Origin of the sequence: Rhodovulum iodosum (genome assembly GCF_041020385.1) — a bacterium.
Taxonomy (GTDB): Bacteria; Pseudomonadota; Alphaproteobacteria; order Rhodobacterales; family Rhodobacteraceae; genus Rhodovulum; species Rhodovulum iodosum.
The window spans coordinates 55,852-69,677 of record NZ_JBEHHI010000002.1 but is presented as its reverse complement, the minus strand read 5'-3'; the positions used below and the strand labels follow the sequence as shown (position 1 = coordinate 69,677).

Genomic DNA, 13,826 nt, shown 5'->3' with positions numbered 1-13,826 from the left:
CCCTGATCAGGCGGCGAAATCGGTGATGACGGCGACGCCGGGCGGGGCCGGCGCATCAAAGGCGGCCAGTTCGGCCGAGGCATCCGACAGGGCCACGCGCCGGGCGATCAGCGGGGTCAGGTCGACATGGCCGCCATCGATCAGCGACAGAAGGCTCGGGTAGCGCCAGGCGGCCATGCCGCGGGTGCCGAAAACGGCAAGCTGGCCCGAATAGACGGCATCCATCGGAATTTCCATCGTGCTGTGGTCGCCGGCCGGCATGCCGATCTGCACCATCCGGCCCAGCTTGCGCAGCGATTTCAGCGCGCCGACGGTCGTATCGGGGATGCCCAGCGCCTCGATGGCGACATCGGCGCCGCCGCCGGTGATCTCGCGCACCGCCAAGGCCGCGTCGCCCGCGCGGGCATCGACCACCGCATCGGCGCCCAGGCTTTTGGCGTGATCCAGCTTTTCCGGCACCACGTCGACCACCACGACCCGCGCGCCCAACGCCCGGCCCAGCAGCAGCGCCGAAACGCCCACCCCACCGCCGCCGAACACCGCCAGCCATTCGCCGGGACGCAGCGCCGCGCGCCCCGTCAGCGCCTGCCAGGCGGTGGTCACCCGGCAGCCCAAGGCGGCGGCAAGGTCGGGGGCCATGCTGTCGGGCAGCGGCGTGAGATTGGTGTCGGCAAAGGGCACGGCCACGTATTCGGCGAACGCCCCGGCCTGGGTAAAGCCCGGCAGCACCTGGTTGGCGCAGATCGTCTGGTTGCCCGCGGCGCAGTCGGGGCAATGGCCGCAGGCCAGGATGAAGGGCGCGATCACCCGGTCGCCCAGATGCCAGCGGGTCACGCCCGGCCCCACGGCCTCGACCACGCCGCAATATTCATGGCCGGGGATGTGGGGCAGCGCCACATCGGGGTCGGCGCCCGTCCAGCTGTGCCAGTCGGACCGGCAGATGCCGCAGGCCAGCACCTTCAGCACCACGCCGCCCGCGGGGCAGTCGGGGTCGGCGACCCCGGTCACCTCCAGCGGCTGGCGCCAGCCGGTGAGCAGCGCGGCGCGCATTCTCAGCCGATCTCGATGTCGTAACGCTCGATGACCGTGTTCGCGAGCAGCTTCTCGCACATCGCGCGCACCTCGGCCTCGGCAGCGGCGGCATCGGTCGCGGCGATCTCCAGGTCGATCACCTTGCCCTGGCGCACGCCCCCGACCCCGTCAAAGCCCAGCGCGCCCAGCGCGTGGCGCACCGCCTCGCCCTGGGGGTCGAGCACGCCGTCCTTCAACATCACATGAACGCGGGCTTTCATCGGCGGGACGTCCTTCTTTCAGTTGATCAGCGTGGGTTTCGTCGTGTGGGTGACGTTGGTGGGCAACACGCCCAGCCGCCGGGCCACCTCTGTATAGGCATCGGTGAGGTTGCCGAGGTCGCGGCGGAACACGTCCTTGTCGAGCTTCTGGCCGGTCTTGATGTCCCACAGCCGGCAGCTGTCGGGGCTGATCTCGTCGGCCACCACGAGGCGCATGAAATCGCCATCGTAGATACGGCCGATCTCGATCTTGAAATCCACCAGCTTGATGCCGACACCGTACATGACCCCCGACAGGAAATCGTTCACCCTCAGCGCCAGCGCCACCATGTCGTCGAGGTCCTGCTGCGAGGCCCAGCCGAAGGCGATGATGTATTCCTCGGGCACCAGCGGATCGCCCAGGCTGTCTTCCTTGTAGGAAAATTCGACGATGGGCCGGGGCAGCGGTGCGCCCTCTTCCAGCCCCAGCCGCTTGGCCATAGAGCCCGCGGCCACGTTGCGCACGATCACCTCCAGCGGGATGATCTCGACAGAGCGGATCAACTGCTCGCGCATGTTGATACGCTTGATGAAATGGGTCGGCACGCCGATCGTGTTGAGGCCGGTCATGAAGAACTCGCTCAACCGGTTGTTCAGCACGCCCTTGCCATCGACCGTCGCACGCTTTTCGGCGTTGAAGGCGGTGGCGTCGTCCTTGAAATACTGCACCAGGGTCCCCGGCTCGGGGCCTTCGTAGAGGATCTTTGCCTTGCCTTCGTAAATCTTCTTGCGCCGTGCCATGGGAACTCCAAATAGGCGAAGGGCGCGCAGCCAGAGCCTGCACGCGCGGTGCGGCTGTCTTAGTGCAAGGCGCCCGCTACCGCAAGGCGCGCTTGGGAAAGGCGGAATGCGGTCCGCTGCCTCTAGGCATCGCGCGTGCGATCTAATACATCTTCTGTTCAGAATCTGGAGGAGCGAGGTCTATGACCACATTCGACGACCGCGAGAACGCATTCGAGAACAAGTTCGCGCACGACCAGGAAATGCAGTTCAAGGCGATGGCCCGCCGCAACAAGCTGTTGGGCCTGTGGGCCGCGGGCCTGATGGGCCTGAGCGAGGAGGCCTCGCTGGAATACGCCAAGGAAGTCGTCAAGGCCGATTTCGAAGAGGCCGGCGATGAGGACGTCTACCGCAAGGTGGCAGGCGATCTGGGAAACAAGGCCGACGAGGTCACGATCCGCACCAAGATGCTCGAGTTGCTGGCCGACGCCAAGGCCCAGCTGATGGACGAGGTCTGAGTCTGACGCAGGCGCGCGCGCGCGCCTCGTGCGCGCCGCCCAACTCGTCATGACCAGACCGCATTTGCGCGGCAGCGTGCCGACGTGGCACCCGCCGCGCCAGAGGCGGCCCATGGGGCCGCCCGCGTGATTCCGAAAGGACCGAAGATGACCGACGCGCTTTCCCGCCTGCTCGACACCAACGACTGGCTGATGGCCGATGGCGCCACGGGGACCAACCTGTTCAACATGGGGCTGTCCTCGGGCGAGGCGCCGGAGCTGTGGAACGTCGACCAGCCCGACAACATCCGCGCGCTCTACCGCGGCGCGGTCGAGGCGGGGTCGGACATCTTCCTCACCAACTCGTTCGGCGGCAACGCCGCCCGGCTGAAACTGCACGACGCGCAAAACCGCGTGGCCGAGCTGAACCGCATCGCCGCCGAGCTGGGCCGCGAGGTGGCCGACGCCGCGGGACGCACGGTGGTGGTTGCGGGCTCGGTCGGCCCGACCGGCGAGATCATGGAGCCGATGGGCGCGCTCTCTTACGCCTCGGCGGTCGAGATCTTCCACGAGCAGGCCGAGGGGCTGAAGGCCGGCGGCGCCGACGTGCTGTGGGTCGAGACGATCAGCGCGCCCGACGAGTTCAAGGCCGCCGCCGAAGCCTGCAAGATGGCGGGTATGCCCTGGTGCGGCACGATGAGTTTTGACACCGCGGGCCGCACGATGATGGGCGTCACCGCGACCGCCCTGGCCGAACTGGTCGACAAGCTGCCCTACCAGCCGCTCGCCTTCGGCGCCAATTGCGGCGTCGGCGCGTCGGACCTCTTGCGCACGGTGATGGGCTTTGCCGCCGCGGGCACCGAGCGGCCGATCATCGCCAAGGGCAATGCCGGCATCCCGAAATATGTCGATGGGCACATTCATTACGACGGCACGCCCGCGCTGATGGCCGATTACGCCGTGCTCGCCCGCGATTGCGGCGCGCGCATCATCGGCGGCTGCTGCGGCACCACGCCGGAGCATCTGAAGGCCATGCGCGAGGCGCTGGAAACCCGCGCGCCCGGCCCGCGCCCCAGCCTGGAAGCGATCGCCGAAAAGCTGGGCGGGTTTTCCTCGGCCTCCGACGGCACCGGCGAGAACGCGGCGCCCCCGCCCCGCCCGCGCCGCCGCCGGCGGAGCTGAACGCCGGGCGCCTCAGAACAGGCTCAACTGGTCCCCGGCGCGCGGCGGCACCCTGAAACGGCTGCAATCGAGCGGGGGCAGATCCGCGTCGAGCCCCAGCCGGGCCGCAGCCACGCGGAACCGCTGGCCGATCATCTGCGCATAGGGCCCCTGCCCGCGCATCCGCCGGCCCCAGGCCGGGTCGTAGTCGCGCCCGCCATGCATCTCGCGCAGCCGCGCCATCACCCGCGCGGCGCGGTCGGGGTAATGCGTCTCCAGCCAATCGCGGAACAGCGGCGCGACCTCCAGCGGCAGGCGCAGCATGATCCAGCTTGCCGCCGCCGCGCCGGCATCCTTGGCGCGGGCCAGGATCGCCTCGATCTCGTGGTCGGTCAGCCCCGGCACGACGGGTGACACCATCGCCCGCACCTCGACCCCCGCCGCGGCCAGCCGCGCGACGGTCTGCAGCCGCCGGGCGGGGGGCGGCACGCGGGGCTCCATCCGGCGGGCAAGATCGCGGTCGAGCGTGGTCAGCGAGACCCCCACGCGCACCAGCCGCCGCCGCGCCATCTCGGCCAGCAGGTCCAGATCGCGCTCGATCAGCGTGCCCTTGGTGACGATCGCCACCGGGTGGCGATGGTCCAGCAGCACCTCCAGCAGCCCGCGCATGATGCGGTGTTCGCGCTCGATGGGCTGATACGGGTCGGTATTGGTGCCGATGGCAATCGGCGCCGGCCGGTAGGCGGGCCGCGCCAGTTCGCGCGCCAGCCGCTGCGGCGCCTCGGGCCGCGCCACCAGCCGCGTTTCGAAATCCAGCCCCGGCGACAGCCCCAGCCAGGCATGGCTGGGCCGGGCAAAGCAATAGACGCAGCCATGTTCACAGCCGCGGTAGGGGTTGATCGACCGGTCGAAGGGCACGTCGGGAGAGCTGTTTCGGGTGATCACCCGGCGCGGCCGTTCCAGCGACACCTCGGTGCGCAGTGGCGGCAGGTCCTCCTCGGGCGCCCAGCCGTCCCAGGCCGCCTCGGTCGAAAGCCGGTCATAGCGGTTCGCGGGGTTGCCTCCGGCCCCGCGGCCGGGGGTGCGCACAAACGGTCGATCCATCGCCCGAGACTGGAACATTCCGCGAACATTGGCAAGGTCCGCCAGCCCGCGCACCGCCCGGACAGCCCCGTTTTCGCGGCGCCCCCCGCGGCCGACTTGAAGCCGGCGCATAAACTAACAGCGGATTCTTCATTACCATCCGCCGCCATTCCCGGCTAAAACGTCGCGCGACGCACGGTCCATGTCGCAAGAGGCCAAGTGGGGCCGCCCGAAATGGCCGTAGATCGCTGCAAGGCCGCCCGAAACGCCGGGACCGGCCGGGGAACCGGAGACACCGCCGATGGCCGACGAAGAAGAAGACGACATCATCCTGTCGGAATTGCCCGACGACGAGCTTGTGCCCCAGATGGGCGACGATCTCTATGACGGGCTGAAGGACGAGGTCGCCGAGGGCGTCAACATCCTGCTGGAACGCGGCTGGGCGCCCTACCGGATCCTGACCGAGGCGCTGGTCTCGGGCATGACGGTGGTCGGCAACGACTTCCGCGACGGCATCCTCTTCGTGCCCGAAGTGCTGCAGGCTGCCAACGCAATGAAGGCCGGCATGGCGATTCTCAAACCGCTCCTGGCCGAAACCGGCGCACCCAAGATGGGCAAGATGGTGATCGGCACCGTCAAGGGCGACATCCACGACATCGGCAAGAACCTCGTCTCGATGATGATGGAGGGCGCGGGCTTCGACGTGGTCGATCTCGGCATCAACACCGATGTCGACCAATATCTCGGCGCGCTGGAAACCGAACAGCCCGACATCCTCGGCATGTCGGCGCTGTTGACCACGACCATGCCCTACATGAAGGTCGTGATCGACACGATGGCCGAACGCGGCATCCGCGGCGACTATATCGTACTGGTGGGCGGCGCGCCCCTGAACGAGGAATTCGGCCGCGCCATCGGCGCCGACGCCTATTGCCGCGATGCCGCCGTGGCGGTCGAGACGGCAAAGGCGTTCGTTGCACGCAAGCACAACCAGATGGCGGCGGGCTAGGCCGCCGCCCCGCCGCGCCCCCAAAGGAAGGCCGCCATGCCCATCCGCATCCTCGCCCTGATCCTCGCCACGGTCATCGCCGCCGCGGCGGCGACGGTCTGGGTGCTCGCGGCCCTGCCCGGCGGCGCGCTGGCGGTGGCGGTGCCGGTCGTGCTGGCCGCGGCGCTGGCGGTGCGCCTTTGGTCATCGCGGCGATGACCTCCCCCGACGACCGGACGCTCACCGAAACCGGACTGCCCCCGCGCGGGCGCGGGCGCATCCTGGTCATCGCCTGCGGCGCGCTGGCGCACGAGATCACCGCGCTCAAGCGCGCCAATGGCTGGGATCACCTCGACCTCGCCTGCCTGCCGGCGATCTGGCACAACCACCCCGAGCGCATCGCGCCGGGCGTGCGCGCGGCGGTCGCGCGCCACCGCGACGCCTACGATGCGATCTTCGTGGCCTACGCCGATTGCGGCACCGGCGGCGGGCTCGCCGCCACCTGCGCCGAGCTGGGCGTGGCGATGATCGCCGGGCCCCATTGCTACGCCTTCTTCGACGGGCTCGACCGCTTCACCGCCCGCGCCGATGACGAGATCGCGGCCTTCTACCTGACCGATTTCCTCGCCCGCCAGTTCGACGCCTTCGTCTGGCGCCCGCTCGGGCTCGACCGCTACCCCGAGCTGGCCAAGACCTATTTCGGCAATTACGAGAAACTGGTCTACCTCGCGCAGACCGACGATCCCGCGCTCGAGGCCAAGGCGCGCGACTGCGCCGCGCGGCTGGGGCTGGACTACGAGCGCCGGTTCACCGGTTACGGCGATCTCGAAACCGCGCTGGCGCGCCTGGGCTGACCGGCCTCGGCAATGCCCTGCCGGTCTCCGGCCGCGTCCCGCGCCCTGGCTTCTTCTTGGCAAAAATACCCAAAGACGCATCCGGTGCCACGGGCCGCGCGCCGGTCACGGGGTCTGGCCGCGCCACGACCGGCCCGAAAGGTCCGGCCGCTCACAGCCCCGCCGCGGCACCCGCGGCCAGTTCGCGGATCCGCTCGACCATGGCCCGCAGCCCGTTGGAGCGCTGCGCCGACAGATGGTCGTCGAGCCCGAGGCGCGCCAGCTCGGCGCCTGCATCGGTGGTCAGCACGTCGGACACCCGCTCGTCATTGTATAGCGCCGACAGCACGGCGATCAGTCCGCGCACGATCATCGCGTCGCTGTCGCCGTGAAAGCGAAAGGTGGCCGACGGCCCCTTGCCCTCGATCTGGGGCATCAGCCAGACTTGGCTGGCGCAGCCGTCGACCTTGGTCGCCGGCACCTTGAAGGCGTCTTCCAGGGGCTTCATCGCCTTGCCCAGCTCGATCACGTGGCGGTAGCGATCTTCCCAGTCGTCCAGAAACTCGAAGGTCTCCACGATCTCTTCAAATGCCGCGCTCGCCAATACCGCCTCCGTCTTCTCCTGGACGTGACCTAGCGCCCCGGCCGCGAAAGGTCCAGCCGATGCTGCGTCACGGGTTTTCAAGCGGCCCGCTTCGGGCTAACACTTTGCGCGTCAACCCGGGGGTCCGCATGAAAAAACCGCTTATTGCCGCTCTTGCGCTCGCCCTTGCGCTCAGCGCCTGCGGGCGGGTCCGCGACAGCCGGCTCAACCCGTTCAACTGGTTCGGCGGCTCGACCGAAGAGAGCGTGGCGATCACCGCCACCGAAGACGGCGGCGCCCCTGCGCGCGCCGCGGCCGACCCGCGCCCGCTGGTGGCCGAGGTCGTGCAGATGCGCGTGGAGCGGATGCCGGGGGGCGCGATCGTTCACGCCACCGGACGCCCGCCGCGCCAGGGCTACTGGGAGGCCGATCTGGTGCCGGTCAATGACGAGCGGCCCGAGAACGGCACGCTGGCCTACGAGTTCCGCGCCGCCCAGCCGCCGGCCCCGACCCGGGCCGGCACCGCGCCTTCGCGCGAGATCACGGCGGGGCGTTTCGTGTCGGACCAGACGCTCGCGGGGGTCCGGCGCATCGTGGTGATCGGCGCCGGCAACCGGCGCACCAGCAGCCGCTAGCGGATCACAGCGCGATCACCTCGACCGCACTGCCCCTGGCGGCGAGCGCGATCTCGCCGTTGCAGAGCCGCAGCGCATCCTCGCCGAACACCTCGCGCCGCCAGCCCTTCAGCGCCATCGCGTCGCGCTCTCCAGAGGCGATCGCGTCGAGGTCGGCGGCGGTGGCGATCAGTTTTTGCGCCACGCCCGCGCTTTCGGCCTTGGCCTTCAGCAGCACCCGCAACAGGTCGGCCAGCGCGGGGTTGACCTGCAGCTTGTCCTTGGCCTTGTCGATCTTCGGGTACTCCTCGGGCGGCATGTCCAGTGCCACGCCGACCGCCTCGATGATGCCCTCGGCAATCTCGCCCCTGCGCGCCTCGCGCAGCAGCAGCCGCGAGCGGCCCAGATCTTCGGTCGAGCGCGGCTTGGTCGAGGCGAGTTCGAGCAGCGCATCGTCCTTGAAAACCCGGTTGCGCGGGATGTTGCGCGCCTGGGCATAGCCTTCGCGGAAGCGCGCCAGCTCGCGCACCAGCGCCAGGAACTTGCCCGAATGGGTGCGCGTCTTGATCCGCTTCCATGCCTCGGAGGGCTTGACCACGTAGGTCTCCGGGGCGGTCAGCACACGCAGTTCCTCGTGCAGCCACTTGGCCCGCCCGGTCTTGTCGAGCTCGGCCGCGAGGTATTCGTAGATCACCCGCAGATGGGTGACATCGGCCAGCGCGTAGGTTTTCTGCGCCTCGGTCAGCGGCCGGCGCGACCAGTCGGTAAAGCGCGAGGTTTTGTCGAGGTTCGCCTTGGCGATCTTCCTGACCAGCGTCTCATAGCCCACCTGCTCGCCGAAGCCGCAGACCATCGCCGCCACCTGGGTGTCGAAGAGCGGCTCTGGAAAGACCTCTCCCTCGGTGAAGAAGATTTCCAGGTCCTGCCGCGCGGCGTGGAATACCTTGACCACGTTCTCGTTTCGAAAAAGCTCGAACAGCGGCTCCATGGACATGTCGCCGACCAGCGGATCGACCAGCACCGCCTCGCCGTCGTCGCCGGGCAGCGCAAGCTGGACCAGGCAAAGCTTGGCGTAATAGGTGCGCTCGCGCAGAAATTCGGTATCGATGGTGACGTATGGGGCTGCCGCGGCCGCCTTGCAGAAAGCGGCGAGTTCGTCGGTGGTGGTCAGTGTCTTCATATCTGCCCGTATGATTTCCCGGCCCGCGCCGCACATGTCCGTCGGTGATACTGAAATGCCGCGGGCTTGGAAAGTGCGCAATACCCGGCATTGCTGGCGGCCCCGAATGTGGCTAACTTGCGCCCATTGCATGAAATCCTGGGGGGATGGAATGCAAGGGGCAGCGGCTTGGCAACGATCGAGCTTTTCGTCACGGGCGACCAGATCGGAACGTTCTCGTCGTATTCCGTCAGCGGGCAGAGCAACGGCACCAAACTCTTTCTTTACAACGCCCTGGCGTTGGGGACCTCGAACGATGTGTTCCGCATCGTCGTCGAGGATGTCGATCCGGGCGACAGCTATTTCAACGCGGGCCACAAGGTCACGATCTACTCCTACCCCGCCAACGACGAAGTGTTCTCGGTGCTCGACGCGGACGATACCTCCTTCAACGGCCGCGCCTCATCGAACGAACACCAGGTGCTGACGGACGGCACCGGCGGCGGCCTGGTGATCGACCTCGACGGCATCAACGAGAGCACTTTGAAATACGGGCCCGGCAATGTCGATCCGCTGAGCGAGGTGTTCGAGTTCACATCCCTGCCGCCGACGCCGCCGGGCGTGCCCTGTTTCTGCCTCGGCACGCTGATCGAGACCGCGGCCGGCCCGCTGCCGGTGGAATGCCTGCGCGAGGGCGATCTGGTGATGACCGCCGATCACGGGCCGCAGCCGATCCGCTGGATCGGGCGGCGCAGGATCGCGGGCCGCGGCACGTTCGCGCCGATCCGCATCGCGGCCGGTGCGCTGGGCAACCACCGCACGCTCACCGTCTCGCCCCAGCACCGGCTGCTGGTCGACGACTGGCGCGCCGAGATGTTCTTCGGACAGGCGCAGGTGCTGGTCGCGGCCAAGCACCTGATCAACGGCACCACGATCCGGCCCGCCGAGATGCCCGAGGTCACCTATCTGCATTTCGCCTTCGACCGGCACGAGATCGTCTATGCCGAAGGCATCCCGACAGAGAGCCTGTATCTGGGCGCGATGACGCTGAGCGGTGTGGACCGCGCCGCGCGGGAAGAGTTGATGGCGCTGTTTCCAGAGCTTGCCGATGTCGCCGCGGGCCCCGGCCCCACCGCACGCACCTGCCTGCGCGGCTGGGAGGGTCAGCTATTGGCGCCGTCCAGCACCACGGGCGTTTTGTCATCGGCCGCGTAACGGCGCAGCACCGCCGGGTAGAGCCTGTGCTCCATCTCCAGCACGCGGGCGGCCAGCGTCTCGGCGGTGTCGCCGGGCAGGATGGGCACCCGCGCCTGGCCCAGCACCGGCCCGCCGTCCAGTTCCGCCGTCACCTCGTGCACAGAACAGCCGGCTTGCGCGTCGCCGGCCTCGATGGCGCGGGCATGGGTGTTGAGCCCGCGATATTTCGGCAAAAGCGAGGGGTGGATGTTCAGCATGCGCCCCTCCCAGTGCGCCACGAAGCCCGGCGTCAGGATACGCATGAACCCCGCCAGGCACAGGATGTCGGGCGCCGCCTTGGCGAGCTCCGCCTGCAGCGCCGCCTCGAAGGCGGCACGATCCTTGCCAAAGGGCCGGTGGTCGACCGCCGCCGTGGGGATGCCGCGCGCGCGCGCCTTTTCCAGCCCGCCCGCGCCGGGGTCGTTCGACAGCACCAGAACAGGGCGCGCCGGATGGTCGCCGACCATCGACTCCGCCAGCGCCACCATGTTGGACCCGCCGCCGGAGATGAGAATCGCGACCCGTTTCACAAAAGCCGGCCCGAGTAACGCACCCCCTGCCCCGGCGCGACCCGGCCGATGGCAAAGACGGTCTCGCCCGACTGCGCCAGCAGCTCGGCCAGCGCGTCGGCACGGTCGGGGGCGACGGCCAGCACCATGCCGATGCCCGAATTGAAGGTCTTGAGCATCTCCGCCTCGGCCACGCCCGCGCTGTCGGCCAGCCATGCAAAGACGCGCGGCAGGTCCCATGTCCCAAGCTCGATCTCGGCGCCCAGCCCCTCGGGCAGCACCCGAGGCAGGTTCTCGCTCAGCCCGCCGCCGGTGATATGGGCCAGCGCATGCACGCCGCCGGCCCGGATCGCCGCCAGCGCGGGGCGCACGTAAAGTCGCGTCGGCGTCAGCAGCGCAGCCCCCAGGGCCCCGTCCGCGAAGGGCGCGGGCGCGTCCCACGCCAGCCCCGCATCGCTCACTGCCCGGCGCACCAGCGAGTAGCCGTTGGAATGCACCCCGTCCGAGGCCAGCCCAAGCAGGATGTCGCCATCGGCCACGCCGGCGGGCAGCGCAGCGCCGCGTTCCATCGCGCCGACGGCAAATCCCGCGAGGTCGAACTCGCCGGGTGCATACATCCCCGGCATCTCGGCCGTCTCGCCGCCGATCAGGGCGCAGCCCGCGCGCGTGCAGCCCTCGGCGATGCCTTCGACCACCGTGGCGGCATGGTCGACCGACAGCTTTCCGGTGGCGAAATAGTCGAGAAAGAACAGCGGCTCCGCCCCCTGGCACACCAGGTCGTTCACGCACATCGCCACCAGGTCGATGCCCACGCCCGAAAGATGCCCGGTGTCGATGGCGATCTTCAGCTTGGTGCCCACCCCGTCGGTCGCGGCCACCAGCACCGGGTCGGCGTACCCCGCCGCCTTGAGATCGAAGAGCGCGCCGAAACCGCCCAGCCCCGCCATCACCCCGGGCCGGTCGGTACGTTTCGCGGCCGGCTTGATCCGCTCGACCAGCGCGTTGCCGGCATCGATATCGACCCCCGCATCCGCGTAGCTCAGCCCGTTCTTGCGCTCGGTCATGGCCGCCCCCATCTGGTTTTGCGCTGCACTAGCCCAAGCGCACGGCCCTGTCCACGGTCCAGCTTGACGAGACGGGCCGGTCTGCTAGGGAAAAGGGCACGGTCGGGCCTGTAGCTCAATTGGTTAGAGCAGAGCGCTCATAACGCTTTGGTTGGGGGTTCGAGTCCCTCCGGGCCTACCGTTTTCCCTGCCCCCGCGCCACCGGCAGCCAACAGGGCACCCGAACCCGGCTCGCGCACGATGGACCACGCCATCACATCGGCGTGCATCCACGCCGAACCCTGGCCGCAAGGGATTGACCGCCGCGCCCCGCGCACAATTTCGGAGGCAGGAGGCCTAGAATGTTCGACAAATCCAAAGAGACCGAAATCGCTCTCGACACCCACAAGGCGCCGGCGGACATCCACGACCGCATCGCGCTGCGGCTGGTCAAAGCCATGCGCGTGTTCGCCGATGCGTTCTTCGCGAAACGCTACGGCCACCGCGCCGTGGTGCTGGAAACCGTCGCCGCGGTGCCCGGCATGGTCGGGGGCTTGCTGCAGCATCTCAGCGCGATCCGCCACATCCGCGACGATGAGGGCTGGATCCGCGAGCTTCTGGACGAGGCCGAGAACGAGCGGATGCACCTGATGACCTTCATCAAGATCGCCCAGCCCTCGGCGCTGGAACGGGCCGTCATCCTCGTCGGGCAGGCGCTGTTCTTCAACGCCTATTTCTTCCTCTACCTCTTCGCCCCGCGCACCGCCCACCGGGTGGTCGGCTATCTCGAGGAAGAGGCGGTGATCAGCTACACCCAGTACCTGGCCCAGGTCGACAAGGGGCTGGCCGAGAACGTGCCCGCGCCCGAACTTGCCATCGACTACTGGGGCCTGCCCGCCGATGCGCGGCTGCGCGAGGTGATCGTCGCGGTGCGCGCCGACGAGGCGGGGCATCGTGACAAGAACCACGGCTTCGCCGACGCCCTGGCCGGGCGCTAAGAGCGCGCCGGGCGTCTCAGACGGGGTTCTGGGCGCCCGCGTAGAACAGAAGCTGCCCCTGGTCGTCGAAAATCGGCCGGATGCGCAGCCGGTTCATGAAGGGTGTGCCATCCTTGCGGTAATTCAGGATGTCGATCGTGAACCGGGTCTGCGCCTTCAGCGCATGGCGGATCGCCTCGACCGCATGCGGGTCGGTGTCGGGCCCCTGCAAAAAGCGGCAGTTGCGGCCCACAGCCTCTTCGGCGGAATACCCGGTCTGCGTCTCGAATTCCTCGCTGACATAGATCATCGGGTTGTCGGGCAGCGACGGGTCGGTAAAGACCACGCTGACCTCGGTTTCGTCGCTTTCGAGAAACGCACGCAGATCCTGCGTGCCGAGCTTGTCTTGGGCCATGCCGCACCGTCCTGTCTTTCGTTCAGATTGAACCCTGCTACACTTTTAGCGACAGGCGGCGCAACGTCCGTGCGCCGCCGCGACGAGCCGACTGAGAGAGGATACCGCCCTTGCCCTTCAAGATTGCGGCCCGTCTGGCCGCCCTGCCGATCGCCCTCGCGGCCTGCGTTCCGGTCGTCGTGCCGATCCCGCTCAGCACCTCGTCGGTGCAGGAGGCCCCTGCCCGCGCCGCGCCGCGCGACCTGGGCCGCCCCCCGGCCAGCGCGCGCTGCGCCGCGCCCGCCGGCATCCGCACGGCCCGCGCCAAGGTGCTGTCCGCCGTCAACCGCGAACGGCGGGCACGGGGGCTGGCCGCCGTGACCCCCGACCGGCGGCTGAGGGCCGCGGCGCAGGGCCAGGCCTGCGACAACGCCGCGCGGGGCAGCTATTCGCATACCGGCTCGGACGGGTCGGACCTGAGCGTGCGGGTCAAGCGCGCGGGCTTTCCCTTGCGCCTTGCGGTCGAAAACACCGCCCGCGGCTTTGACAGCCCCGAGCGTCTGGTGGCGTACTGGATGGGCTCGCCCGGGCACCGCGCGAACATCCTCAACCCCCGGACCCGCGGTTTCGGCCTGGGCCTGGCAGCGCCGCCGGGCGACCGGCCCCACTGGGTACTGGTGATGGGCCGCGCGCTTTAG

The 13,826-nt window shown here is 68.9% G+C and carries 18 protein-coding genes and 1 tRNA gene; 10 read left to right on the top strand and 9 right to left on the bottom strand.

Going from position 1 to position 13,826, the window contains the following annotated elements; genetic code table 11:
- Positions 1 to 6: 6 nt before the first annotated feature.
- From Ga0609869_RS09440 to purC, 3 genes are read right to left on the bottom strand one after another with little or no spacing between them, the layout of a single operon-like run.
- Positions 7 to 1,050 carry an alcohol dehydrogenase catalytic domain-containing protein gene (locus Ga0609869_RS09440; protein WP_125406428.1) on the bottom strand — a complete coding sequence of 348 codons (1,044 nt, stop codon included), beginning with the start codon at positions 1,048 to 1,050 and terminating at the stop codon, positions 7 to 9.
- Positions 1,051 to 1,052: 2 nt separating this feature from the next.
- On the bottom strand, positions 1,053 to 1,292 hold the full coding sequence (gene purS, locus Ga0609869_RS09435) for a phosphoribosylformylglycinamidine synthase subunit PurS (protein ID WP_125406425.1): 240 nt from the start codon (positions 1,290 to 1,292) through the stop codon (positions 1,053 to 1,055).
- A gap of 18 nt (positions 1,293 to 1,310) precedes the next feature.
- Entirely contained in the window at positions 1,311 to 2,072 is a 762-nt protein-coding gene (purC, locus tag Ga0609869_RS09430) for a phosphoribosylaminoimidazolesuccinocarboxamide synthase (protein WP_125406422.1), read from the bottom strand.
- Between the two features lie 182 nt (positions 2,073 to 2,254).
- Between purC and Ga0609869_RS09425 the strand changes: the two genes are divergently transcribed.
- Both Ga0609869_RS09425 and bmt read left to right on the top strand, forming a co-directional pair.
- Positions 2,255 to 2,569 (top strand): DUF1476 domain-containing protein, encoded by a 315-nt coding sequence (locus tag Ga0609869_RS09425; protein WP_125406419.1) that lies wholly within the window; start codon positions 2,255 to 2,257, stop codon positions 2,567 to 2,569.
- Positions 2,570 to 2,716: 147 nt separating this feature from the next.
- Entirely contained in the window at positions 2,717 to 3,730 is a 1,014-nt protein-coding gene (bmt, locus tag Ga0609869_RS09420; RefSeq protein WP_125406416.1) for a betaine--homocysteine S-methyltransferase, read from the top strand.
- 12 nt (positions 3,731 to 3,742) lie between these two features.
- Here bmt and Ga0609869_RS09415 read toward each other — a convergent pair whose 3' ends face one another.
- Positions 3,743 to 4,813 (bottom strand): PA0069 family radical SAM protein, encoded by a 1,071-nt coding sequence (locus Ga0609869_RS09415; RefSeq protein WP_125406413.1) that lies wholly within the window; start codon positions 4,811 to 4,813, stop codon positions 3,743 to 3,745.
- A 280-nt stretch (positions 4,814 to 5,093) separates the two neighbouring features.
- Here Ga0609869_RS09415 and Ga0609869_RS09410 point away from each other — a divergent pair, with 280 nt between their 5' ends.
- From Ga0609869_RS09410 to Ga0609869_RS09400, 3 genes are read left to right on the top strand one after another with little or no spacing between them, the layout of a single operon-like run.
- Positions 5,094 to 5,801: a corrinoid protein gene (locus tag Ga0609869_RS09410; RefSeq protein ID WP_125406410.1), complete on the top strand. Its 708-nt coding sequence runs from the start codon at positions 5,094 to 5,096 to the stop codon at positions 5,799 to 5,801.
- Positions 5,802 to 5,837: 36 nt separating this feature from the next.
- Positions 5,838 to 5,999, top strand: a complete 162-nt coding sequence (locus Ga0609869_RS09405) for a hypothetical protein (protein WP_170168831.1) — start codon at positions 5,838 to 5,840, stop codon at positions 5,997 to 5,999.
- The gene (locus Ga0609869_RS09400; RefSeq protein ID WP_125406408.1) at positions 5,996 to 6,634 is read left to right on the top strand and encodes a DUF1638 domain-containing protein; all 639 of its coding nucleotides are present in this window, start codon (positions 5,996 to 5,998) and stop codon (positions 6,632 to 6,634) included. The genes Ga0609869_RS09405 and Ga0609869_RS09400 overlap by 4 nt, the downstream gene beginning before the upstream one ends.
- 151 nt (positions 6,635 to 6,785) lie before the next feature.
- On the opposite strand, the gene Ga0609869_RS09395 is transcribed toward Ga0609869_RS09400, so the two are convergent.
- Positions 6,786 to 7,217: a SufE family protein gene (locus Ga0609869_RS09395; RefSeq protein ID WP_125406405.1), complete on the bottom strand. Its 432-nt coding sequence runs from the start codon at positions 7,215 to 7,217 to the stop codon at positions 6,786 to 6,788.
- Positions 7,218 to 7,345: 128 nt separating this feature from the next.
- Between Ga0609869_RS09395 and Ga0609869_RS09390 the strand changes: the two genes are divergently transcribed.
- Complete coding sequence (locus Ga0609869_RS09390; RefSeq protein WP_125406402.1) at positions 7,346 to 7,831, top strand: hypothetical protein; 486 nt, start codon at positions 7,346 to 7,348, stop codon at positions 7,829 to 7,831.
- Between the two features lie 4 nt (positions 7,832 to 7,835).
- Here the strand turns inward: Ga0609869_RS09390 and rnd are convergent, their stop codons facing one another.
- A complete protein-coding gene (gene rnd / locus Ga0609869_RS09385; protein ID WP_125406399.1) occupies positions 7,836 to 8,990 on the bottom strand; it encodes a ribonuclease D in 1,155 nt (384 codons plus the stop codon).
- A gap of 168 nt (positions 8,991 to 9,158) precedes the next feature.
- On the opposite strand from rnd, the gene Ga0609869_RS09380 reads away from it, so the two are divergent.
- Positions 9,159 to 10,184 carry a Hint domain-containing protein gene (locus Ga0609869_RS09380; protein WP_170168830.1) on the top strand — a complete coding sequence of 342 codons (1,026 nt, stop codon included), beginning with the start codon at positions 9,159 to 9,161 and terminating at the stop codon, positions 10,182 to 10,184.
- Here the strand turns inward: Ga0609869_RS09380 and purN are convergent.
- On the bottom strand, positions 10,133 to 10,735 hold the full coding sequence (purN, locus tag Ga0609869_RS09375; RefSeq protein WP_125406393.1) for a phosphoribosylglycinamide formyltransferase: 603 nt from the start codon (positions 10,733 to 10,735) through the stop codon (positions 10,133 to 10,135). The genes Ga0609869_RS09380 and purN overlap by 52 nt on opposite strands.
- Positions 10,732 to 11,778, bottom strand: a complete 1,047-nt coding sequence (gene purM / locus Ga0609869_RS09370; protein ID WP_125406390.1) for a phosphoribosylformylglycinamidine cyclo-ligase — start codon at positions 11,776 to 11,778, stop codon at positions 10,732 to 10,734. The genes purN and purM overlap by 4 nt, the downstream gene beginning before the upstream one ends.
- Positions 11,779 to 11,882: 104 nt before the next feature.
- Here purM and Ga0609869_RS09365 point away from each other — a divergent pair.
- A tRNA-Ile gene (locus Ga0609869_RS09365) sits at positions 11,883 to 11,956 on the top strand.
- A 163-nt stretch (positions 11,957 to 12,119) separates the two neighbouring features.
- Positions 12,120 to 12,755: an alternative oxidase gene (locus Ga0609869_RS09360; protein ID WP_125406387.1), complete on the top strand. Its 636-nt coding sequence runs from the start codon at positions 12,120 to 12,122 to the stop codon at positions 12,753 to 12,755.
- Positions 12,756 to 12,771: 16 nt separating this feature from the next.
- On the opposite strand, the gene Ga0609869_RS09355 is transcribed toward Ga0609869_RS09360, so the two are convergent.
- Positions 12,772 to 13,149 (bottom strand): PAS domain-containing protein, encoded by a 378-nt coding sequence (locus Ga0609869_RS09355; protein WP_125406384.1) that lies wholly within the window; start codon positions 13,147 to 13,149, stop codon positions 12,772 to 12,774.
- Positions 13,150 to 13,259: 110 nt separating this feature from the next.
- On the opposite strand from Ga0609869_RS09355, the gene Ga0609869_RS09350 reads away from it, so the two are divergent.
- Positions 13,260 to 13,826, top strand: coding sequence for a CAP domain-containing protein (locus Ga0609869_RS09350; RefSeq protein WP_369022851.1), 567 nt, complete (start codon positions 13,260 to 13,262; stop codon positions 13,824 to 13,826).

Bases quoted from the DNA above. Each gene is read 5' to 3' on its own strand.
- Ga0609869_RS09440 (WP_125406428.1), bottom strand. From the start codon at position 1,050: ATGCGCGCCGCGCTGCTCACCGGCTGGCGCCAGCCGCTGGAGGTGACC.
- purS (WP_125406425.1), bottom strand. From the start codon at position 1,292: ATGAAAGCCCGCGTTCATGTGATGTTGAAGGACGGCGTGCTCGACCCC.
- purC (WP_125406422.1), bottom strand. From the start codon at position 2,072: ATGGCACGGCGCAAGAAGATTTACGAAGGCAAGGCAAAGATCCTCTAC.
- Ga0609869_RS09425 (WP_125406419.1), top strand. From the start codon at position 2,255: ATGACCACATTCGACGACCGCGAGAACGCATTCGAGAACAAGTTCGCG.
- bmt (WP_125406416.1), top strand. From the start codon at position 2,717: ATGACCGACGCGCTTTCCCGCCTGCTCGACACCAACGACTGGCTGATG.
- Ga0609869_RS09415 (WP_125406413.1), bottom strand. From the start codon at position 4,813: ATGGATCGACCGTTTGTGCGCACCCCCGGCCGCGGGGCCGGAGGCAAC.
- Ga0609869_RS09410 (WP_125406410.1), top strand. From the start codon at position 5,094: ATGGCCGACGAAGAAGAAGACGACATCATCCTGTCGGAATTGCCCGAC.
- Ga0609869_RS09405 (WP_170168831.1), top strand. From the start codon at position 5,838: ATGCCCATCCGCATCCTCGCCCTGATCCTCGCCACGGTCATCGCCGCC.
- Ga0609869_RS09400 (WP_125406408.1), top strand. From the start codon at position 5,996: ATGACCTCCCCCGACGACCGGACGCTCACCGAAACCGGACTGCCCCCG.
- Ga0609869_RS09390 (WP_125406402.1), top strand. From the start codon at position 7,346: ATGAAAAAACCGCTTATTGCCGCTCTTGCGCTCGCCCTTGCGCTCAGC.
- rnd (WP_125406399.1), bottom strand. From the start codon at position 8,990: ATGAAGACACTGACCACCACCGACGAACTCGCCGCTTTCTGCAAGGCG.
- purM (WP_125406390.1), bottom strand. From the start codon at position 11,778: ATGACCGAGCGCAAGAACGGGCTGAGCTACGCGGATGCGGGGGTCGAT.
- Ga0609869_RS09360 (WP_125406387.1), top strand. From the start codon at position 12,120: ATGTTCGACAAATCCAAAGAGACCGAAATCGCTCTCGACACCCACAAG.
- Ga0609869_RS09355 (WP_125406384.1), bottom strand. From the start codon at position 13,149: ATGGCCCAAGACAAGCTCGGCACGCAGGATCTGCGTGCGTTTCTCGAA.